This window comes from Zoogloea sp. GW822-FHT05C07, from assembly GCF_058800215.1.
Map to the genome: position 1 here is coordinate 1,457,515 of NZ_CM179510.1, position 21,237 is coordinate 1,478,751.

At 66.9% G+C, this 21,237-nt stretch carries 15 protein-coding genes; 11 read left to right on the forward strand and 4 right to left on the reverse strand.

What is annotated here, in order from left to right; translation table 11 throughout:
* Positions 1 to 15 precede the first annotated feature (15 nt).
* The gene (locus tag AC3QL2_RS06975; RefSeq protein WP_493235635.1) at positions 16 to 2,511 is read right to left on the reverse strand and encodes an LPS-assembly protein LptD; all 2,496 of its coding nucleotides are present in this window, start codon (positions 2,509 to 2,511) and stop codon (positions 16 to 18) included.
* Positions 2,512 to 2,592: 81 nt separating this feature from the next.
* Here AC3QL2_RS06975 and AC3QL2_RS06980 point away from each other — a divergent pair, with 81 nt between their 5' ends.
* The 5 genes from AC3QL2_RS06980 to mgtE all read left to right on the forward strand — a co-directional run bounded on the left by AC3QL2_RS06980 (position 2,593) and on the right by mgtE (position 8,417).
* Positions 2,593 to 3,591, forward strand: a complete 999-nt coding sequence (locus AC3QL2_RS06980; RefSeq protein WP_493235633.1) for an aminoglycoside phosphotransferase family protein — start codon at positions 2,593 to 2,595, stop codon at positions 3,589 to 3,591.
* Positions 3,592 to 3,610: 19 nt separating this feature from the next.
* Positions 3,611 to 4,303: an N-acetylmuramate alpha-1-phosphate uridylyltransferase MurU gene (murU, locus tag AC3QL2_RS06985; protein ID WP_493235681.1), complete on the forward strand. Its 693-nt coding sequence runs from the start codon at positions 3,611 to 3,613 to the stop codon at positions 4,301 to 4,303.
* Between the two features lie 72 nt (positions 4,304 to 4,375).
* Positions 4,376 to 5,692 carry a Xaa-Pro aminopeptidase gene (pepP, locus tag AC3QL2_RS06990; RefSeq protein WP_493235632.1) on the forward strand — a complete coding sequence of 439 codons (1,317 nt, stop codon included), beginning with the start codon at positions 4,376 to 4,378 and terminating at the stop codon, positions 5,690 to 5,692.
* A gap of 28 nt (positions 5,693 to 5,720) precedes the next feature.
* Positions 5,721 to 6,863, forward strand: a complete 1,143-nt coding sequence (locus AC3QL2_RS06995) for an FAD-dependent monooxygenase (RefSeq protein WP_493235631.1) — start codon at positions 5,721 to 5,723, stop codon at positions 6,861 to 6,863.
* Positions 6,864 to 6,974: 111 nt separating this feature from the next.
* Positions 6,975 to 8,417, forward strand: coding sequence for a magnesium transporter (mgtE, locus tag AC3QL2_RS07000; protein ID WP_493235630.1), 1,443 nt, complete (start codon positions 6,975 to 6,977; stop codon positions 8,415 to 8,417).
* Positions 8,418 to 8,511: 94 nt separating this feature from the next.
* Here mgtE and hemL read toward each other — a convergent pair whose 3' ends face one another.
* From hemL to thiD, 3 genes are read right to left on the reverse strand one after another with little or no spacing between them, the layout of a single operon-like run.
* A complete protein-coding gene (gene hemL, locus AC3QL2_RS07005; RefSeq protein WP_493235629.1) occupies positions 8,512 to 9,795 on the reverse strand; it encodes a glutamate-1-semialdehyde 2,1-aminomutase in 1,284 nt (427 codons plus the stop codon).
* 19 nt (positions 9,796 to 9,814) lie between these two features.
* A complete protein-coding gene (gene thiE / locus AC3QL2_RS07010; RefSeq protein ID WP_493235628.1) occupies positions 9,815 to 10,429 on the reverse strand; it encodes a thiamine phosphate synthase in 615 nt (204 codons plus the stop codon).
* A 4-nt stretch (positions 10,430 to 10,433) separates the two neighbouring features.
* Positions 10,434 to 11,273: a bifunctional hydroxymethylpyrimidine kinase/phosphomethylpyrimidine kinase gene (thiD, locus tag AC3QL2_RS07015; RefSeq protein ID WP_493235626.1), complete on the reverse strand. Its 840-nt coding sequence runs from the start codon at positions 11,271 to 11,273 to the stop codon at positions 10,434 to 10,436.
* 118 nt (positions 11,274 to 11,391) lie between these two features.
* On the opposite strand from thiD, the gene AC3QL2_RS07020 reads away from it, so the two are divergent.
* The 6 genes from AC3QL2_RS07020 (at position 11,392) to AC3QL2_RS07045 (ending at position 21,167) form a co-directional block, all read left to right on the forward strand.
* On the forward strand, positions 11,392 to 11,544 hold the full coding sequence (locus AC3QL2_RS07020; RefSeq protein ID WP_493235680.1) for a rubredoxin: 153 nt from the start codon (positions 11,392 to 11,394) through the stop codon (positions 11,542 to 11,544).
* Positions 11,545 to 11,614: 70 nt separating this feature from the next.
* The gene (locus AC3QL2_RS07025; protein WP_493235625.1) at positions 11,615 to 12,013 is read left to right on the forward strand and encodes a response regulator; all 399 of its coding nucleotides are present in this window, start codon (positions 11,615 to 11,617) and stop codon (positions 12,011 to 12,013) included.
* A 17-nt stretch (positions 12,014 to 12,030) separates the two neighbouring features.
* A complete protein-coding gene (locus tag AC3QL2_RS07030) occupies positions 12,031 to 12,396 on the forward strand; it encodes a response regulator transcription factor (protein WP_493235624.1) in 366 nt (121 codons plus the stop codon).
* A gap of 6 nt (positions 12,397 to 12,402) precedes the next feature.
* Positions 12,403 to 12,918, forward strand: coding sequence for a chemotaxis protein CheW (locus tag AC3QL2_RS07035; RefSeq protein WP_493235623.1), 516 nt, complete (start codon positions 12,403 to 12,405; stop codon positions 12,916 to 12,918).
* 48 nt (positions 12,919 to 12,966) lie between these two features.
* On the forward strand, positions 12,967 to 15,087 hold the full coding sequence (locus AC3QL2_RS07040; protein WP_493235621.1) for a methyl-accepting chemotaxis protein: 2,121 nt from the start codon (positions 12,967 to 12,969) through the stop codon (positions 15,085 to 15,087).
* A 38-nt stretch (positions 15,088 to 15,125) separates the two neighbouring features.
* The gene (locus tag AC3QL2_RS07045) at positions 15,126 to 21,167 is read left to right on the forward strand and encodes a FimL-related protein (RefSeq protein WP_493235620.1); all 6,042 of its coding nucleotides are present in this window, start codon (positions 15,126 to 15,128) and stop codon (positions 21,165 to 21,167) included.
* Positions 21,168 to 21,237 lie beyond the last annotated feature (70 nt).

Genomic DNA, 21,237 nt, shown 5'->3' on the forward strand with positions numbered 1-21,237 from the left:
GGCCGGGACGATCTATCAGAAGTCGTCTTCACTGTAGAAGGGGTTGGAACCGTCGTTGATCTTCCCATATCCGGGGATGCTACGGCGGAGCACGTTGATCGGGCTGGAGCCAAGGCTGCCGGCGCCGTTGAAATCGAGCTGGAAGAAGAAAGCGCGGGTCACGTCATTGACACTGGTGGTCAGCTGCTGCACGACGCCGCGGAAGACCCAGCAACCGGCGTTGTATTCGAGGCCGGCCACGCCCTGGTTGAGGCGGTGGTCGCGCAGGTTGCGGTTGTAACGGGCCACGCCATACCAGTTGCCCCACAGTGGCCACTGGCCGGTGATGTCCAGGTCGCGGAAACCGTCCGGGTTGGCATCATCGGTGGAGTAGTTGCGGCGATAGCGCCAGTTGACGCCGATGGCGTGGGCGTAGCTGGGCTGGAAGCGCACACCGAAGTTGAATCTCTCGGTCCAGTGATCCCGCGGGTTGTACTGCCAGGTCGTGTCGAGCTGGGTTTTCGGTGCCAGATTGATGCCGAAGGCGCCCAGCAGGTCGGCCCGCTTGCCGGTACGTGGCGTGCCGCCCGGCAAGACCACCCGCTGGTCGTCCATGTAGTAACGCTGCCCGACCAATGCGCGCACCGTCTCGGCCCCCGTAGCGGGATCGATCAGGCGGGACTGGACCGCGGTGGTGAGCTGGTTGGCGTTGGAGATACGGTCGCCGCCGGTGTAGACGTTTTCGGCGAAGAGCTGCGCGAAGTTGAAGTCGTAGGAGCCCGAATCGAAGTTCGGAATCATCGACTGGTCGCGATACGGCACGTACAGGTAATACACCCGCGGCTCGAGGGTCTGCACGTAGTCGCGGCCGGCAAAGCTGGTATCGCGCTCGAAGGTCACGCCGCTGTCCACCGACATGATCGGCAGCGTCCGGGTCACCGTGTTCTCGCCGACGGTCGTGCGGCGGTCGAGGTCATAGCGCGTCATGTGCACGCCGATCTTCGGAGTGATGTAGAACGCCGAAGTCTGCAGAGGCAGGGACAGCTGCGGGTAGAGCGTCATCCGCCGCCCCTCGTCGAGGGTCGGGTGGCTGAAGGCCACGTACTCGCTGTTGAGCAGGAAGGTGGTACCGCCGGGCAGCTCGGGCCGGTTGGCGGTCAGGGTCAGTTGCGGCAGGCGTTTGTACGGAACCGCCACCGGCGCGCCGTTGGGGTCCTGCAGCGTCTGGTAGGCCTGCACCAAGCCCGTTGCCGTCCACCACCCGCCGCCGGAGTAGCTCACCGCCCCCTGGCGCAGCAGGTTGACCTGCGACGTCAGCGCCAGCCGCGAACTCAGGTCGATGAAGTAGCGCGGATCGGAAACTCCGGAAAAGTCGATGTTGCCGGCCCAGCCGTTGCCGAAGACCTGATTGTGGCGGATCTGGCCGGCCATCCGGCTGCGCCCTTCCACTTCATCGTTGGGCATCCACTCGAAATAGTTCATGCCCCGATACGTCGGCGTGATGTAGCGCGCCTCGTTGCGCATCTGCAGGCCACGCCGCCCCATGTAGCGGGTGGTCAGCGTGTCGTCGTAGTTCGGCGCCAGGTTGAAGTAGTACGGAATGGTGAGGTCGAAGCCGACCTTGTTCGACGTACCGAAGGTCGGCGACAACAGACCGGATTTACGGCTGTCGCCGAGCGGAAAGTCAGCCCACGGCATGTAGGCCAGCGGCACGCCCTTGAAGATCAGCGTCCCGTTGGTCGCTTCGCCCACGCTGCTGTCGTAATCGAGCTCGAGTTCCTTGGCCCTGACGTACCAGTCGGGCCGATCGGGCTTGCAGCTGGTCCAGGTGGCGTTGAAGAAGCGGAACTGGTTCTCACCTTCCATCTGCATGGAATCGGCCGAGCCATGGCCGGTGAGCGGTTGCTGGCTCATCGGTATGGCCTGACCAGGCAGCAGCGGCGCCTCGCCGGGACGCGGGCCGCGCGGCGGGCGGCTGATCGAATAATTCGGCGAATCGAAGGTCCCGACCTGTTCCTGCACCCTCATGCGCGCATGGGGGCCGGTCATCTCGTCCTGGCCACGAGTGATGCGGACATGACCGGTCGCCTCGACCTCGTCGGTCAATTCAAAATACTGAAGCTTGTCGGCCTCGACGCGAGTGTTGTCTCGGGTCAGCACGGCCGAGCCCTCGGCCACCGCATCCAGATCCTGGCGGCCGGTCACCCGGTCGCCGTCGATCACCGTTGTGTGGAGCGGCAGCGCCGCAGCTCCGGCCGTGGCGGGCTGGAGCGTGGTGCCCTTGCGTCCGCCAGCGGCCGGCGTGGCGGCCTTCTTCGCTGCAGCCGGTGCCGGTGCGGATGCTGTCACAGGCCGGGACGGTGCAGCAGCGGCCGGCGCCGACGGCTGCGGCGTGGCGGCGGGCCGGACGGTGGCCGGCTTGCCGAGCAGCGACGGCGACACCACGAAGGGCGGTAGATCTTCAGCACCCGCCCGCCCCCACAGGGCGAAAAGGGCGATGGACAGGAAGCGCAACTGCGTACGTGGTTTCATCCTGGAGCGGGAACCAGCCGGCGAGCCGACCGCTTGGTTTGATAAACTGCCGGATTTTACACGAACACTTCTTCGACTCCCGTGGAACGACGCCAACAACTCCAGGCCTGGATCGCCGCCGAATTTCCCGGCCGCGCCTTCGAACTCGCCCCGGCCAGCGCCGACGCCAGCTTCCGGCGCTACTTCCGGCTGACATTCGCCGACGATCCCGTATCGCAGATCGTCATGGACGCCCCCCCCAGCCACGAGGACTGCCGCCCCTACATCAAGGTGGCCGAACTGTTCGGTGCCGCCGGCGTGCATGTGCCGCAGATCATCAAGCAGGATCTCGCGCAGGGCTTCCTGCTGCTGTCCGACCTGGGCAGCAGCACCTACCTGCAGGCGCTGACCAAGGACAACGCCCACAACCTGTACGCGGAAGCCCTTGGCGCGCTGATGAGCATCCAGCTCTCCAGCAAGCCCGGCGTGCTGCCCGAGTACGACCGCGAACTGCTACAGCGGGAAATGGAGCTGTTCCCGGTGTGGTACGTGTCGCGCCACAAGGGCATCACCCTCACCGACAAACAGGCCCAGCAGCTCTACGAAGTCTTCGACCGCGTCCTCGACGTGAACCTGTCCGAGCCCAAGGTCTACGTCCATCGCGACTACCACAGCCGCAACCTGATGCTGTCCGAGCCCAACCCGGGCGTGCTCGACTTCCAGGATGCCGTCTACGGCCCGCTGAGCTACGACCTGGCCTCCCTGCTCAAGGATGCCTATGTCCACTGGGACGAGGACTTCACCCTCGACCTGCTGGCCCGCTACTGGGAAACCGCGCGCAGCCTCGGCCTGCCGGTGCGCGAGGACTTCACCGACTTCCATCGCGATTACGAATACATGGGCGTGCAGCGCCACATCAAGGTGCTGGGCATCTTCGCCCGCCTGTATCACCGGGACGGCAAGGACGGCTACCTGAAGGACATGCCGCTGGTCCTGCACTACCTGCGCAAGACCTGCGAACGCTACGGCGAACTCAGGCCGCTGCTGCGCATCCTGGAACAGACCGACCCGACCATCACCGAAGTCGGCTACTCGTTCTGAGCCCACGACGATGAAAGCGATGATCCTCGCCGCCGGCCGCGGCGAACGCATGCGCCCCCTCACCGACCACTGCCCCAAGCCCTTGCTGGAAGTGGGCGGCAAGCCGCTGATCGTGTGGCACATCGAGCGTCTGGCGGCGGCGGGCATCCGCGAGCTGGTGATCAACCACGCCCACTTGGGCCGGATGATCGAGGACGCCCTCGGCGACGGCTCGCGCTTCGGCGTGCACATCCGTTACTCGGCGGAAGAAACCGCGCTGGAAACCGCCGGCGGCATCGCCCGCGCGCTGCCGCTGCTCGGCAACGAACCCTTCCTGGTGGTGAACGGCGACGTCTTCTGCGATGCCGACCTTGCCGGCCTGCACCGCGCCGCCGGCACCCTGAGCCCCGGCGGCACGCAGGCCCACCTGCTGCTGGTCACCAACCCGCCCCACCACCCGCAGGGCGACTTCGCCCTGTGCCCGGACGGCCTGGTCCACGACGACGGTGACGAACGCCTGACCTTCTCCGGCATCGGCGCCTATCACCCGGCGCTGTTCATCGGCGTGGATGGCAATCACCCCGCCAAGCTGGCCCCGCTGCTGCGCAAAGCAATGACTGGCAGGCACGTGGCCGGCATCCGCCTGCTCGGCAACTGGGTGGACGTGGGCACGCCGGAGCGCCTGCGCGAACTCGACGCCTACCTGCGCGAGGCCCGTCCCTGCACGCCCTGACGGGATTGCCGTAAGCTCGCAACAAAGCGGCCACCCCACGGTCAATCCAGAATCCAGCCACCGGACATCGCCATGCCCCTCGACATTTCCCCCTTCCAGGCCCGCCGCGCCCGCCTGCTGCAGACCATGCAGGCCGCTGGCGGCGGCGTCGCCGTCATTCCCACCGCGCCGGAACGCGTGCGCAACCGGGACACCCACTACGGCTACCGCTTCGACAGCTACTTCTACTACCTCACCGGCTTCCGCGAGCCCGAGGCAGTGCTCGTTCTGGTGGCCGGCGACACCCCGCGCAGCATCCTGTTCTGCCGCACCAAGGACATGGAAAGGGAAATCTGGGACGGCTACCGCTTCGGCCCCGAGGCGGCGCAGGAGACCTTCGGTTTCGACGAAGCCCATCCGGTCGCCGAACTGGACGAGCAGCTCGCCACGCTGTTCGGCAACCAGCCGGCCATCTTCCATTCGGTCGGCTACGAGCCGGCCTGGGACAGCCGCATCGCCGACGCCCTCAACCGCGTGCGCGCCCAGGCTCGCACCGGCTGCCATGCCCCCGCCCAGATCCGCGACGTGCGCGGCCTGATCGACGAGATGCGCCTGATCAAGGACGCCAGCGAAATCGCCACCATGCGCCGCGCCGCCGAGATCTCCGCCGGCGCCCACCGCCGCGCGATGCGCGCCACCCGCCCGGGCGCCTGGGAATACGAGGTGGAAGCCGAGCTGCTGCACGAATTCCGCCGCCACGGCAGCCAGGCCCCCGCCTACGGCTCCATCGTCGCCGGCGGCGCCAACGCCTGCGTGCTGCACTATGTCGAAAACGACTGCCAGCTGAAGGACGGCGACCTGCTGCTGATCGACGCCGGCTGCGAACTCGACGGCTACGCCTCGGACATCACCCGCAGCTTCCCGGTGAGCGGCCGCTTCAGCGGACCGCAGAAGGCCGCCTACGAACTGGTGCTGGCCTCCCAGGCCGCCGCCATCGACGCGATCCGCCCCGGCGCCGGCTGGAACGACCCGCACGACGCCGCCACCCGCGTACTCGCCCAGGGCTTCATCGACCTGGGCCTGCTCAGCGGCACGCTGGACGGCGTGCTCGAATCCGGCAGCTACCGCCAGTTCTACATGCACCGCACCGGCCACTGGCTCGGCCTCGACGTGCACGACGCCGGCGAATACAAGCTGGCCGGCGAATGGCGCCCGCTGGTCACCGGCAACATGCTGACCGTCGAACCGGGCTGCTACATCCGCCCCGCCGACGGCGTGCCGGAAGCCTTCTGGAACATCGGCATCCGCATCGAGGACGACGCACTGGTCACCGACACCGGCTGCGAGATCATCACCGCCGCCACGCCGAAGAGCGTCGCCGACATCGAAGCCGTGATGGCCGGCGCCTGAGCTCGGCCATCCAATCCGAACGATCTTCATGAACCGCCACGACCTCGTCATCGTCGGCGCCGGCCCGGTGGGCATGGCGCTGGCCCTCGCCCTCAAAGATGCCGGCCTCGACATGCTGCTGGTCGATGCCCGCCCGCGCGGCGCAGCCCGCGACGACCCGCGCATCCTGGCCCTGTCCCACGGCACCCGCCTGACCCTCGAACGCCTTGGTGTGTGGAATCGTCTGCCGGCCACCGCCATCGAGAGCATCCACGTCTCCCACCAGGGCGGCCTCGGCCGCACGCTGCTGCACGCAGAGGAATACGGCCAACCGGCCCTCGGCTATGTGGTCGCCGCCGGCGCGCTGGCCGCGGCGCTGGACGACGCGCTGATGGCCGCCGGCATCCCGCTGCACGACCACACCACGGTCAGCCGCCTGGTGCCCGGTGCCGACGACGTGCTGATCAGCCTCGCCGACGGCCACAATCTGTCGGCCCGCCTGGCCGCCTGTGCCGAAGGCAGCATCGTCAGTGACGAAGATGTCCCCCTCGTCGAACGGGACTACGGCCAGCACGCGGTGATCAGCGTCGTCACGCCAGCCACGCCGCACCATGGCCGCGCCTGGGAACGCTTCACGTCGCAGGGGCCCCTCGCCGCACTGCCCTGCGGCCACGACTGCGCCATCGTGCACACCGCCTCGCCGGATGAAGCGGACGCGCTGCTCGCTCTCGACGACGACGCCTACCTGGCACGCCTGCAGGACCACTTCGGCCAGCGCCTGCGCTTTGCCGCCGTCGGCCCGCGCGCCCGCTACCCGCTGGTACTGCGCTACCGGCAGGAGCCGATCGGACGCCGCACGGTGTGGCTCGGCAACGCCGCCCAGACCCTCCACCCGGTCGCCGGCCAGGGCTACAACCTGGCCCTGCGCGACGTATGGGCCTGCGCCCAGACGCTGATCCGCGCCGGCGGCGACCCGGGCACGACGGAAACCCTGGCTGCCTACGCCGACGCCCGCCGCCTCGACCGGAACGGCACGATCCGCTTCACCGACACGCTGGTGCGCCTGTTCAGCACCACCTTCGGCCCACTCAAGCACGCCCGCGGCGCCGGCCTGTTCGCCCTCGACCTGCTGCCACCGGCACGCCATTTCGTCGCCAAGCGGATGATGTTCGGCGCCCGCGCCTGGCCCTGACCGAAAACCCTTCCGCGGGCGTGAAAATGGCGGTCGCCGCAGCGCCGCAAACCCCGTAGAATCCGCCCCCTGCGCGCCGCCCGGCACGCAGCGGAGCACGGGATTGCGACCATGGCCGAAACCGACGACCTGCAGCAACACGACGACCTCGACAGCCACCTGCGCGAGATACAGCACCTCCTCGCCCGCCACAAGCTGGTGGAAGAGCTCGTCCACCGCCAGGACATGCCCAAGCACGACCTGGTGGAAAGCCTGGTCCATAAGCAGCACGTCCACGAGCTGACCCACAAGCTCGACAGCCTGCACTCCGCCGACGTCGCCCACATCCTCGAAGCCCTGCCGCTCGACGAACGCCTGTTCGTCTGGGATCTGGTCAAGGCCGAGCGAGACGGCGAGATCCTGCTGGAAGTCTCCGACGCGGTCCGGGAATCCCTGATCGAGTCGATGGACCCGGCCTCCCTCCGCGCCGCCGCCGAGCAGCTCGACGCCGACGAACTGGCCGACCTGGCGCCCGACCTGCCCCACGAGGTGATGGAAGCGGTCTACCAGGGGCTCGACCCGGAAGAGCGCGAGCAGCTGCGTGCGGCCATGTCCTACCCGGAAGACTCCGTCGGCGCGCTGATGGATTTCGAGATGGTCACCGTGCGCGAGGACGTCACTCTGGAGGTGGTGCTGCGCTACCTGCGCCGCTTCGACGAACTACCTGACCACACCGACCAGCTCTTCGTGGTGGACCGGGACGAACACCTGCGTGGCGTGCTGCCGATCGACCGGCTGCTGATCAACGACCCGGAAACCGAGGTGAGCGAGATCATGCTCACCGACACCCTCACGCTGGAACCCTCCGACGAAGCCGAAACCGCCGCGCAGGCCTTCGAGCGCTACGACCTGGTGTCTGCGCCGGTGGTGGATTACCACCGCAAGCTGGTCGGCCGTGTGACGGTGGCCACAGTGGTGGACTTCATCCGCGAGGAAACCGAGAGCGAACTGCTCAGCCAGGGCGGCCTGAAGGAAGGCGAAGACATCTTCGCGCCGGTGTGGGACTCGGTGAAGAACCGCTGGTCCTGGCTGGCCGCCAACCTGGTCACCGCCTTCATCGCCAGCCGGGTGATCGGCGCCTTCGAAGGCTCCATCGAGAAGCTGGTCGCGCTGGCCGCGCTGATGCCGATCGTGGCCGGCATCGGCGGCAACTCGGGCAACCAGACCATCACGATGATCGTCCGCGGCATCGCCATGGGCCAGGTGCAGGACGACGCGCTGAGCCGCCTGCTCAAGAAGGAGCTCGGCGTCGCGCTGATCAACGGCATCGTGTGGGGCGGCCTCCTCGGCATCCTGGCCTGGGTGCTCTACGGCAGTGGCAAGCTGGGCCTGGTGATGACCGCCGCGATGACATTGAACCTGCTCGTCGCCGCCTTCGTCGGCGTAATGGCCCCGATGCTCCGCCACCGCATCGGGCAGGATCCGGCGGTCGGCTCCAGCGTGATCATTACCGCCGTCACCGACTCCGGCGGGTTCTTCATTTTCCTCGGGCTGGCGACGATCTTCCTGATGTAGCCGGGACTCCAGCCGGACGCTGCGCAAGCAAAGGAGGCGATCCAGTCGCCCCCTTTTCACGTCCGCTTCAGCGGATTTTCACCCGCCGGCAGCCTCAGCCCGCGTTGGCGGCGAACCAGGCTTCGGCCACGGCGATGGTGCTGTCGATGTCGGCTTCCGAGTGGGCCGCCGACACGAAGCCGGCTTCGAAGGCCGACGGCGCAAAGTAGTGCCCGGCATCCAGCATCGCGTGGAAGAAGCGGTTGAAGCGCTCCCGGTCAGAGACCATCACGTCGGCGTAGCTCTGCGGCACGGCCTTGGCGAAATAAAGGCCGAACATGCCGCCGACGGAATCGGCGATGAAAGTCACACCGTGCTTGGCCGCCGCCGCATTGAGGCCGGCGACGAGGCGTTCGGTACGGGCGGTGAGCACCTCGTAGAAACCCGGCTTGGCGATCTGCTCCAGGCTGGCGAGGCCGGCGGCCACCGCCACCGGGCTGCCGGACAGGGTGCCGGCCTGGTAAACGCCGCCCAGCGGGGCAATCTTTTCCATGATGTCGCGACGGCCGCCGAAGGCACCCACCGGCATGCCACCGCCGATCACCTTGCCGAGGGTGGTCAGGTCCGGCGTGATGCCGAACAGGCCTTGCACGCCGCGCGGGCCGACGCGGAAACCGGTCATCACCTCGTCGAAGATCAGCACCGTGCCGTGCTCGGTGCACAGGCGACGCAGCAGGTGCATGTACTCGGCAGACGGCTTGACGAGGTTCATGTTGCCGGCGATCGGCTCGATGATCACGCAGGCGATCTCGCTGCCGCGGGCCTTGAAGGTTTCTTCCAGTTCGGCCGGGTTGTTGTAGTCGAGCACGATGGTGTGCTTGGCGAAATCGTCCGGCACACCGGCCGACGACGGATTGCCGAAGGTCAGCAGGCCGGAGCCGGCCTTCACCAGCAGGCTGTCGGCGTGGCCGTGGTAGCAACCCTCGAACTTGATGATCGCGTCACGGCCGGTGAAGCCCCGGGCCAGGCGGATCGCGCTCATCGTCGCTTCGGTGCCGCTGGACACCAGACGCACCATCTCGAGGCTGGGCAGCAGTTCGCACAGGCGCTCGGCCATGTCGATCTCGCGCTCGGTCGGCGCGCCAAAGGACAGGCCTTCGAGGGCCGCAGCACGCACCGCCTCGACCACCACCGGATCGGCGTGGCCAAGAATGGCCGGCCCCCAGGAGCCGACGTAGTCGAGGTATTCCTTGCCGTCCGCATCCCACACGCGGGCGCCAAGCGCCTTCTTCAGGAAGCGCGGGGTGCCGCCCACCGAGCGGAAGGCCCGCACCGGCGAATTGACGCCACCGGGGATGGTGCGCTGGGCGCGGGCAAAGAGTTCTTCGTTACGGCTCATGCTGGTGTTTCCTTGTTGGTCAATCGAACAGCCCGGCGTAGGCGGCCGCACGGGCGGCCGGAGCGGGAGCTGCAAATACGTCGCTGATGACGGCCAGCAGGTCGGCGCCGGCGTCGATCAGCGACGGGGCATTGTTGAGGGTGATACCACCGATGGCCGCCACCGGCAGGCCCAGCTCGCGCTTGGCGCGGGTCAGGATGTCGAGCGGCGCCGGCACCGCGGCGGGCTTGGTGGAAGACGGATACATGGCGCCGAAGGCGACGTAGTCGACACCGGCCGCCGCGCCAGCTACGGCGCGAGGCCATTCGCCGTAGCAGCTGACGCCGAGGATGCGCTGCGTGCCGAGGGCCTGCCGGGCCGCCGCCGGATCGCCGTCGTCACGGCCCAGGTGAACACCGTCGGCGTCGATCTCCAGCGCGAGCGCCAGGTCGTCATTGAGCACCAGCGGCACCCCCGCCTGACGACACAGGGCCAGCAGGCGGACCGCCTGTTCCCGCTTCAGGGACGGATCGGCATTCTTGTTTCGGTACTGCACCAGGGCAGGCCGGGCCGGCAGCACATCGGCCACGGCAGCGGCCAACGCCCCGGTGTCGTTCCAGTCCGGCGTCACTAGATAAAGTCCACGTTCGAACATCAGTTCAGTCCTTCTCAACCAGGCTCGGCCTGGACCAGAAAAATCGATCTGGAATGTGCTGCCCCATGCCGGGCCGGAAGGCCGCCTCCAGCGTTCTCCACGTGAAGCGCTGTGCCTCCTGCACCGCCGCCGACATCTCCATGCCGTGGGCCAGCGCCGCCGCCACCGCAGATGCCAGCGTACAGCCTGAACCGTGGTAGCTGCCCGGCAGGCGTTCCCAGGTATCGGCGCGGATCACGCCGCCGCGGCCATACAGGGTATTGATGACCTGAGGCGTCTGGGCGTGGGAGCCGGTGATCAGCACATGTTCGCAGCCCGAATTCAGCAGGCGGGTGGCGCAATCGTAGAGGGAGCCCTCGTCGTGCCCGTCCCGATGCAGGTCGGCCAGGCGGCGCGCCTCGATGGTGTTGGGGGTGATGACGGTGGCTTGCGGCAGGATGAGCTCTCGCATGGCCTCCAGCATCGCCTCGGAAGCGAGCTCATCGCCCCGCCCCGACGCCACCACGGGATCGACGACCACCGGCACATGCGGATAGTCGGAAATGATCTCGGCGATCGCGGCAATGTTGTCCACGCTGCCCAGCACGCCGAGCTTGAAGGCCTTCACCGGCATGTCCTCGAGGACCGCCCGCGCCTGCTCGGCGACGAAATCGGCGTCGATAGGCAGCACATCCTCCACGCCGGCCGTATCCTGGACGGTCAACGCGGTGATGACCGTCAGGGGGTGGCAACCCATGCCTGACAACGTCATAATATCAGCCTGAATGCCCGCACCACCGGTTGGATCGGATGCAGCAAAAACAAGGACTAGGGGAGGACCAGGATCGTTACGGGATATAGTCATTCGAAGAAACAAGGACGCACAAATTTAACTGCGACTGCGCTACCATTCACGATCCAAGCGATTCTAGCCGAAATCACTACGCCGCACCCAAATGGCAAATCCTCCCTACAAGACCTGGATGTGTCTGATCTGTGGCTTCATCTACGACGAAGCAGCCGGCTCCCCGGACGAGGGCATCACGCCCGGTACCCGCTGGGAAGACATACCCCCGAACTGGACCTGCCCCGAATGTGGTGCCCGCAAGGAAGATTTCGAGATGGTCGCAATCTGACCGCCCCCCAGCCCAGTACCATGCCCATTCATAACGATCACGCCACCCGAACCGTTTCCGGAGGTCCCCGGTGAATCTCAGCGGCATCAAGGTCATGGTCATCGACGACAGCAACACCATCCGCCGCAGCGCGGAAATCTTCCTCGCCCAGGCCGGCTGCCAGGTCGTGCTGGCCGAGGACGGTTTCGACGCACTGGCCAAGATCGCCGACCATGCCCCCGATCTGATCTTCGTCGACATCATGATGCCGCGCCTCGACGGCTATCAGACCTGCGCCCTGATCAAGAAGAACGCGCGCCTCAAAGCCACCCCGGTGATCATGCTGTCGTCCAAGGACGGCCTGTTCGACCGCGCCCGTGGCCGCCTGGCCGGCTCCGACGAATACCTGACCAAACCCTTCACCAAGGAAAGCCTGCTGCGCTCGGTGGCCAACCACACCCAGGCGGGCCAGGCCTCCACCAACGACTGACTGCAAGAACCGCGTCCATGCCGATCAAGAAAATCCTTGTTGTAGACGACTCCCCGACGGAGCGCCTGGCCCTGTCGGAAGTCCTGGTGAAAAATGGCTACCAGGTGGTGACCGCCGAAAACGGCGACGAGGCGGTGCTGAAGAGCAAGAGCGAGCAACCCGACCTGATCCTGATGGACGTCGTGATGCCCGGCACCAACGGCTATCAGGCAACCCGCACGATCTCCCGGGACGAAACCACCCGCAGCATCCCGGTGATCATGTGCACCAGCAAGGGGCAGGAAACCGACAAGATCTGGGGCCTCCGCCAAGGCGCGCACGACTACATGGTCAAGCCCATCGATCACGCCGCACTGCTCGACAAGATCCGCGCTCTCGGTTGAGCCCCCATGGCCAAACGGATCAGTCTTCATGAATTCCAGGCCGGGCTTGCCCGACGCCTGGCCGAGGCTCGCGACAACAGGGCGTCGGCCCTCCTGGCCGTCCAGGCCGGTGGCCGCAACTGGCTGGTGGACCTTACCGAAGCCGGCGAGATCCTCGCGGTGCCGCCCCTGGCCCACGTCCCGCTGACCCAGCCCTGGTTCCGGGGCCTGGCCAGCGTACGCGGCAACCTGTTCAGCGTCGTCGACTTCGCCGTCTTCCACGGCGAGCCGCCGATCGCCCCCGCCGGCCATTCCCGGCTGCTGCTCGTCGGCGTACGCCATGGCCTCAACAGCGCGCTGCTCGTGACGCGCGCACTGGGCCTGCGCTCCATCGAGGATTTCATCCCGGTTCCGGCCCCCGCCGACGAAACACGGCCGTGGATCGGCGACCGCCTCCAGGACAGCCGCGGCGGCGCCTGGACCCGACTCAAGGTTTCGGCATTGCTCAATCACTCGCGCTTTCTGGACGCTGCGCTTTCGTGAATTTCATTTCGGGAGATACAGCGGTCTCGATCCGCTGAAGAGGACAATATGGCATTCAAGCTACCAGGACTGTCGAAAGGCAACAGCAAGCCTGCCACCGGCAATGTGGATACGATTCTCGATTCCGGCGAGGGTGTGACCAAGGCGGCACTTCCCTTTCTGGCCGGCAAATCGTCCACCGAACAATTGCGCATCCTGCGCGTCCCCTTCCTGGTCTTCGCTGCACTGACCGGCGCCTTCGTCCTCTACCAGATCCGCGTCAGCCACTTCGGCACCGCCTACGTGACGGCCGGCGGCGAAATGCGCACCCTGTCCCAGCAGATCGCCAAGGCCAGCCAGCTGACCTTGCAGGGAGACTCCAAGGCCTTCATCGAACTGAAGAACAGCCGCGAACAGTTCAATACCCTCCTCGAAGCGGTGACCAACGGCGGCGACGTCAACGGCACCAGCGTGCCGGGCGGCGCCAACGCAGCCACCGATGAACTTGCCACCGTCACCGAGCTGTGGCAGAAGACAGACAAGGACGCCACCGCCCTGCTCGCCCAGGAAAAGAACCTCACCAGCCTGGGCAAGGCCGTCAGCACCATCAACACCAAGAACCCCCAGTTGCTCGAACTCTCCGAGCAACTGGCGTCCCTCAAACTGCAGGGCGGCGCATCGGCCCGCGAGATCGCCATCGCCAACCAGGTCGTGATGCTGACCCAGCGCATCGCCAAGAACGCCAACGCGCTGCTGGTCGCCAATGCCATCGACCCGGAAGTGGCCTTCCTGCTCGGCAAGGACACCAACACCTTCCGCGACCTCATCGAACAGCTGCAGAAGATGACCGCCGACGGCAGCGACGCCAAGACCAAGCTCACCGAACTGGAGAAGGTCAGCAAGGACAACCTCGCCTCGGTGATGGAAATCCTCGGCAACATCCAGCTGCTGGTGCAGGCCAAGCAAGCCGGCAGCCACATCTTCCAGAACTCCGGCCCGCTGCTCGAGAAGACCTCCGCGCTGACCGACGCCTACACCCACGGCTACACCGGCTTCTTCACCTGGGTCAGCCTGGCGATCATCCTCTGTGCGCTGATCACGCTGGCCAGCCTGGCCCTGATGGCCAAGACCTACAACGACGACATCGCTCGTCGCCGCCTGGCGGCCGAACGCCTGCGCGAATCTGCCGAAGCCGAGCGGAATAACACCCAGCAGGCCATTCTGCGGCTGATGAACGAAATGGGCGACCTGGCCGACGGCGACCTTACCGTCCGCGCCACCGTCACGGAAGACATCACCGGCGCCATCGCCGACTCGGTGAACTACACCATCGAAGAGCTCTCGGTGCTGGTGCGCCGCATCAACGACGCCGCCATCCGCGTGACCTCGGCCACCGAGTCTGCCCAGCAGACCTCCGACGAACTGTTGGCCGCCACCGAACGCCAGGCCCAGGAACTGCGCCTCGCCGGTGAAACCGCCCAGAACATGGCGAGCTCCATGAGTGCTGCATCGGAAGACGCGCTGCAGTCCGCTCAGGTTGCCCGGCGCTCCCTGCAGGCCGCCCAGAAGGGCGCCGTCGCGGTGGAAGACACCATCAAGGGCATGAACGACATCCGCGAGAAGATCCAGGAAACCTCCAAGCGCATCAAACGCCTTGGCGAATCCTCCCAGGAGATCGGTGAAATCGTGGAACTGATTTCCGACATTACCGAACAGACCAACGTGCTCGCCCTCAACGCAGCCATCCAGGCCGCCTCCGCCGGCGAAGCCGGGCGCGGCTTCTCGGTGGTTGCGGAAGAAGTGCAGCGCCTTGCCGAACGCTCCGCCGAAGCCACCAAGCAGATCGGCGCGATCGTGAAGACCATTCAGACCGACACCGGCGACGCCGTGGCGGCCATGGAAAACGCCACCCGCGACGTGGTGGACGGTGCTCACCTGTCGGAAACCGCCGGCCAGGAACTGGCGGAAATCGAGCGCGTGTCCGCCGAAACCGCCGAACTGATCGAACGCATCTCCGTCAGTACTGAAGTTCAGGCCAAGGCTGCAACCCAGGTGGCCGAGAAGATGAAGAACATTCTCGCCATCACCGACCGCACGACCGCCGGCACCCAGCAGACCGCCGTCTCCATCGGCGAACTGGCCGATCTGGCTGTCGAACTCAAGGGTTCCGTCTCGGGCTTCAAGGTCTGAGACCCCGATAGCGCACGGATTTCGCCGAAGAACCATTGATGAACCCTGCACACGAACTCGACCTGGGTCCGCTGACCTGGGTCAAAGGCGAGATCGACCTGGCCCTCGGGCGGGCGGCGGAAGCGCTGGCTGAAGCCAGCTCGAGCCCCGACCGCCTCGGCCAGATCAAGTTTGCCCAGACCCACCTGCACCAGGCCCACGGTGCGCTGTCCATCGTCGGACTGGATGGCCTGACCCAGTTCTCCGACCAGCTCGACCGCCTGCTCGGCGAGTTGGCCTCCCAACAGATCGCCTGCACACCGGAAATTGCCCAACTGGCGGCCCGCTGCATCGCTGCCATCGGCAACTACCTCGACGAACTGACCCGTGGCAGGCCCGACCAGGCCCTGCGGCTGTTCGACATGTATGCCGAGCTGGCCGCCGCACGAGGCCAGGAAGCCCCGACGCCCAGCGAGCTGTTCTTCCCCGACCTGAACCAGCGTCCCGAACTCGCCCCACCGGCCACTGACGGTGACGATCCCAAGCAGCTGCGTGGGCTGCGCAGCCGCTTCGAGCGTGGCCTGCTGAAGTGGTTCAGAACCCCTGGCGACCCGTCCGGTCCGCAGGAAATGCGCGAAGCCGCGACTGGCATCGAAAGCCTCCAGACCACACCCGCGGCCCGGGCCTTCTGGCTGGCCTGCTCGGCCTTCTTCGACAGCCTCGGCCTGCAGGGCATCCCTGCTGACGCCATCAGCAAGCGCCTCTGTGGCCGCATCGATGCGCAGATGAGGCGTGTCCTCGAAGGCTCCTGTGTCGTCGCCGAGCGCCTGATGCGCGACGTGCTGTACCAGGTTGCGGTATCCACCGCCCACTCGCCGGCCATCGACGCGATCCGCGCGGCCTACCGGCTCGAACACCTGATGCCTGCGGGCAAGCGCCCCATTAGCGACACACCCCAGGCACCGCTGCTGGCCGGGCTGCGCAGCGGTCTGGCCGATGCCAAGGAAGCCTGGAACCAGTTCGCCAAGGGAAGCGCCATCGGCCTGCCCCGTTTCCAGGACGCCCTGGCCCCCCTCACCGCACTGGCCCGCAGCATCGACCAGCCGGAAGTTTCGGCCCTGCTCGATGAGCTGGGCGCCACGGCCCGCTGGCTGCGCCAGGACCCGCTGCAGCTCACCGACGCCCTGTCCATGGACATGGCGTCGACGATGCTCCTGCTTGAGACCCGCCTCGACATCCACCAGCACGGCGATGACGTCAGCGATGCCCAACTGGCCCAGCTGATAGGGCGCCTGCAGGCCCATCAACGGGGCGAAACGGTTTCGCCGCTGGAGATCACCGACGGCGGCTCCCACAGCCGCCACCTCAATCGCCAACTGGCCCACGAGATCCTCAACTCGCTGGGCGAGGTCGAACAGAACCTGGATAGTTTCTTCCGCGCGCCAAGCCGCACGGACGTTCTCGCCGCAGTACGCGATCCCCTCAAGCAGATCGAAGGCGCCCTGTCGGTCCTCAACGAGGATGGCGCAGTCCGCTTGCTGCAGGACGCTGCGGCCCGCATCCGCGCCCTGTCCGCCAGCGACGACGTGTCGCCGGAACAGCAGGACTTCGAAGAAATCGCCCATCGCCTGTCGGCCCTCGGCATCTACATCGAAGCCCTGCAGCATGGCCCGGCCGACCTCGAGCGCATCCTGCACCCCGACACCGACGGCCAGCACCCCGTCACCAGCATCGAGGCCGAACTCGCGCAGCAGCGCCGGGAAGCCGCCGCACTCGCCGCCGCGCTGAAGGACAATCCGGACGACTCCGGCCTGCGCACCGAGCTGCAGATCAACCTGGAAAGCCTGCGCCAGGACGCCTCGCTGACCGCCAACACCGAGCTTGAGCAACAGGCCCGCCAGGCCCTCAGCCTGCTCGACGCCGGCGCACTATTCAGTGAAACACCACCGATCGCCGCCGCCGAAACCCCGGCCCTGTCCCCCGAGGCCAGCCGGCTGATCGAGGCCAGCGAGGAGGAGATCGACGCAGAACTGCTGGCGATCTTCATCGAGGAAGCCATCGACGTCCGTGCCGCCATCGCCGCCAACTTGGCGCAGCTGGAGCAGGACCCGGCCGATGCGGAGGTGCTCACCGCCATCCGGCGCAGCTTCCACACCCTCAAAGGCAGCGGCCGGATGGTCGGGCTCCGGGATTTCGGCGAAGCCGCCTGGGGCCTGGAACAGACCCTCAACCACTGGCTGCGCCTCGAACTGCCGGTCGACGCCGAACTCCTGCAACTGATCGCGGACGCCGCACAGGATTTCTCGGCCTGGATCGACCAGCTCGAAGCGGGCACCGGCCATCAGAAAGACGTCAGCGCGCTGCTGGCCGAAGCGGCTCGCCTGCGCAAAGAAACAGCCCCGCCCCCGGCACCTGCCGAACCGAGCGCCGTCGAAGCCGTGCGCAGGGCCCCTGCGGAACCCCCCCTAACCGAAATCAGCCTCGACAGCGCCCCCCAGGAAGTGGACCTGGAAGCCTCGATCACGCTGCCCGAGCTCGACTTCGCGGCCACTGACCTGGGTGAAAGCCTCACGCTGGCCGCCGCGGCCCATGCCAGCGCGCTCGAAGCCGTCGACCTTGACTTCCCCAACCTCAGCTTCGAAGAAGCCCATGCGGCGGAGAAACCGGTCAACCAGCCCCCACCGGAGCAGGAGTCCTTCCCCGCCGACGCCATCTTGGAGGCGTCCACGCCCACACCGGTCGATTTCGATCTGAGCTTCGAACTCCCGGTCGAAGACAGGGCTGCGGAAATCCCCCTGCCCACCGAAATCGGGACGCCGACGTCCATCGACGACCTGGACCTGGAAATCCTCGACATCGACGAGGAGCCGGTGAGTGCCCCGGAGTCAGTGGAAATCGAAGCCCTGCTCCCGGCCGATGAACCGGCCGATGATGCGATCGAAGCAACCGAGCCGACGCTTGAGGACACCCTCGAAATCCCGGCCCCGGTCGAGATCCAGGACATCTTCGAACAGCCCGAATCCCTGGAGCTCCTCGAAGACATCAGTCTAGATGAATCCCTTGAGGCCCTGGAGCTCGATCAGGAGCAAGCTGCCGATCACGCCGCGGCCCTCGAAACTGCAGCCGGGCCGGCAGTGGAAGCCGAGCTGGAAACTCCGGCAGAGGTGGAAGAGCCCCTCGCCGAACTTCCTGCCGAAACGCTGCCCGAAGCCCTCCTTGCGGTGGAGGACATCGATATCGCCGCCGAAGGCCTCGAGCTCGAAGAGTTCGAGGAACTCGAGGAGGTGGAAGAAGCCGAGGCCGTAGAGCCGGCGCCGGCAGAAGCGGCCCCCATCGACACGCAGCCCGATATCAGCGCAGGGCCGGACGAAGTCCGCCTGGGCGACATCACGCTGTCCCGCCCGCTGTTCGACCTGTACCTCGCCGAAGCCCGCCAGCATGTGGCCACGCTGCGCCAGGAACTGTCGCGCCTGCCGCTCAATCCGGCGCAGCCCCCGGCCACTGTGTCGATCCGCGCCGCCCATACGCTGGCCGGCATTTCCGGTACGGCCCATTTCAGTGCCCCGCAGCACCTGGCCAAGTCCCTCGAACTGGCCCAGCAGCGCCTCGCCGACCTCGACCAGTCCCCTTCCGCGGAGCAGACGGAAGTATTGATCGACACGGCCGCCGCCCTCGAAAGCATGGTGGTTCAGCTCGGCGCCCGCGTGCTGCCCGATCCGGAGCCAGAGCTGATCGCCCGGCTGGACGCCATCCTGGCCTCCCAGCTGGACGACATCATCGGACTCGCCGCGCCAACGGCCCCGCCCGAGCTCGTCACCGCCACGCTGCGCCCCCGCGAGGAAAGCGCACCACGTCCGGTCGAGAGCAGCCAGGCCGCCACGCCGCTGCGCGACGACCTCGACCCGGAACTGCTGCCGATCTTCCTCGACGAAGGCAACGAGCTGCTCGACCACCTCGACACGGCCCTGCGCGCCTGGCGTATAACGCCGGCCGAAACGGGCCACGTCAGCGGCGTCGCGCGTCTGCTGCACACCCTGAAGGGCAGCGCACGGATGGTCGGCGCGATGAACCTCGGCCAGCACCTCCACGACCTGGAAACCCGCCTCGAACGGGCCCGGGCCCAGGATCCTGGCGGCACGGCGATCATCGACGAGATCGAGTCGGCCCTCGACCATGCCCGTCAAACCCTCGACACGCTACAGAGCGGTCAGGCTGAAGCGGCCCCCGCGCAGCCCGCCGGCGCAGCACCAGCCGAGGACAGCAGCCCGCTGCAGGCCGGCGAGGCCGCCACGCCCGCGGCCCGCACCCAGCTGCGCGTGGATGCCAGCCGCGTCGACCAGTTCGTCAACGAAGCCGGCGAAATCAGCATCGCGCGCACCCGCATCGAAGGCGAACTGCGCACGCTGCGCCGCTCCCTGCTCGACCTCACCGAGAACGTCATCCGCCTGCGCAACCAGCTGCGGGAAGTGGAAATCCAGGCCGACACGCAGATGCAGTCGCGCCTGTCCCAAGTCGAAACCCAGCACACCGAGTTCGACCCCCTGGAGATGGACCGCTACACCCGTCTGCAGGAACTGACGCGGATGATGGCGGAGAGCGTCGGCGACGTGACCACCGTGCAGCAGAACCTGCTGCGCAACCTGGACGGCGCCGAATCGGCGCTGCACGCCCAGTCCCGCATGGCACGCGAGCTGCAGCAATCGCTGATGCACGTGCGCATGGTGCCCTTCGACAGCCTGGCCGAGCGGCTCTACCGCCTGGTCCGCCAGACCGCCAAGGAACTCGGCCGCCGCGCCAACCTGGACATCATCGGCGGGCAGATCGAAATCGATCGCAGCGTGCTCGACGCGATGAGCGGCCCGCTGGCCCACCTGGTGCGCAATGCAGTCGCCCACGGCATCGAGACGCCGGAAGCACGGCGGGCCGCCGGCAAGCCGGAAATCGGCCAGATCACCCTCAAGATCGCCCACGAGGGCAACGAGGTGCTGATCGAATTCCGCGACGACGGCGCCGGCCTCGATTTTGCGCGCATCCGCCGGCACGCCATCGACAGCGGCCTGATCACCGCCGACGAGGAAGCCGACGACAAGCGCCTCACCAACCTGATCTTCGTGCCGGGCTTCTCCACCGCGAGCCTGTCCAGCCTGGCCGGTCGCGGCGTCGGCATGGACGTGGTGAAGAGCGAGACCGCCGCGGTCGGCGGCCGCATCAGCGTAGACACGACGCCCGGCGAAGGCACCATTTTCCGCATCCACCTGCCGCTGACCCTCGCGGTCACCCAGGCGCTGCTGGTGCGCGCCGGCAACCGGACCTTCGCAATCCCCTCGTCGATGGTCGCCCAGGTGCTGGAACTGAAGGCGGAAGCCCTCGAGAAGATCCGCGGCGACCACGGCACCGACTGGCTCGGGGAGCACTACGGCTACCGCTACCTGCCGCGCCTGCTCGGCGACCAGGTTTCGCAGCCACAAGTCGAGCGCTTCAACTGGGTGCTGCTGCTGCGCGCCGGCAGCGAGACCCTGGCCTTGCACGTGGATGCGCTGCGCGGCAACCAGGAAATCGTCGTCAAGAACGCCGGCCCGCAGTACGCCCGGATGGTGGGCTACTCCGGCGCCACGGTGCTCGGCGATGGCGAGATCGTACTGATCCTCAACCCGGTCGCGCTGGCCGGTCGCAGCCCGGACACGGGCGACGACGCAACGCCGATCCAGGCCGGCGTCAGCACGCCGAGCCAGCCGACGGTGATGGTGGTCGATGACTCCCTGACGGTGCGCAAGATCACCGGGCGCCTGCTCGAACGGGAAGGTTACCGGGTCGTCACCGCCAAGGACGGCGTCGATGCACTGGAGCAGCTGCTGACGGTCACCCCCGACGTGGTCATCGCCGACATCGAGATGCCGCGCATGGACGGCTTCGACCTGACCCGCAACATCCGCGCCGACGCCCGCCTGAAGGCCGTACCGATCATCATGATCACCTCCCGCACGGCCGAAAAGCACAAGCGTTACGCGGAGGAAATCGGCGTCAATCACTACCTTGGCAAGCCCTACGACGAAGACGTGCTGCTCGGCCTGATCCACAACTTCGTCACCACGCCGGCCTGACCCGAACGGAGCACTGCTTTCGTCCGGGCAGGGCCCGGGCTTGGCTATAATCGGCTGTTTTCCCGCTTGG

Coding starts and splice junctions, on each gene's coding strand:
- thiE (WP_493235628.1), bottom strand. CDS start 10,429: ATGTTCGAACGTGGACTTTATCTAGTGACGCCGGACTGGAACGACACC.
- AC3QL2_RS07020 (WP_493235680.1), top strand. CDS start 11,392: ATGTGTCTGATCTGTGGCTTCATCTACGACGAAGCAGCCGGCTCCCCG.
- AC3QL2_RS07030 (WP_493235624.1), top strand. CDS start 12,031: ATGCCGATCAAGAAAATCCTTGTTGTAGACGACTCCCCGACGGAGCGC.
- AC3QL2_RS06995 (WP_493235631.1), top strand. CDS start 5,721: ATGAACCGCCACGACCTCGTCATCGTCGGCGCCGGCCCGGTGGGCATG.
- AC3QL2_RS07045 (WP_493235620.1), top strand. CDS start 15,126: ATGAACCCTGCACACGAACTCGACCTGGGTCCGCTGACCTGGGTCAAA.
- AC3QL2_RS07035 (WP_493235623.1), top strand. CDS start 12,403: ATGGCCAAACGGATCAGTCTTCATGAATTCCAGGCCGGGCTTGCCCGA.
- mgtE (WP_493235630.1), top strand. CDS start 6,975: ATGGCCGAAACCGACGACCTGCAGCAACACGACGACCTCGACAGCCAC.
- murU (WP_493235681.1), top strand. CDS start 3,611: ATGATCCTCGCCGCCGGCCGCGGCGAACGCATGCGCCCCCTCACCGAC.
- AC3QL2_RS06975 (WP_493235635.1), bottom strand. CDS start 2,511: ATGAAACCACGTACGCAGTTGCGCTTCCTGTCCATCGCCCTTTTCGCC.
- hemL (WP_493235629.1), bottom strand. CDS start 9,795: ATGAGCCGTAACGAAGAACTCTTTGCCCGCGCCCAGCGCACCATCCCC.
- pepP (WP_493235632.1), top strand. CDS start 4,376: ATGCCCCTCGACATTTCCCCCTTCCAGGCCCGCCGCGCCCGCCTGCTG.
- thiD (WP_493235626.1), bottom strand. CDS start 11,273: ATGACTATATCCCGTAACGATCCTGGTCCTCCCCTAGTCCTTGTTTTT.
- AC3QL2_RS07040 (WP_493235621.1), top strand. CDS start 12,967: ATGGCATTCAAGCTACCAGGACTGTCGAAAGGCAACAGCAAGCCTGCC.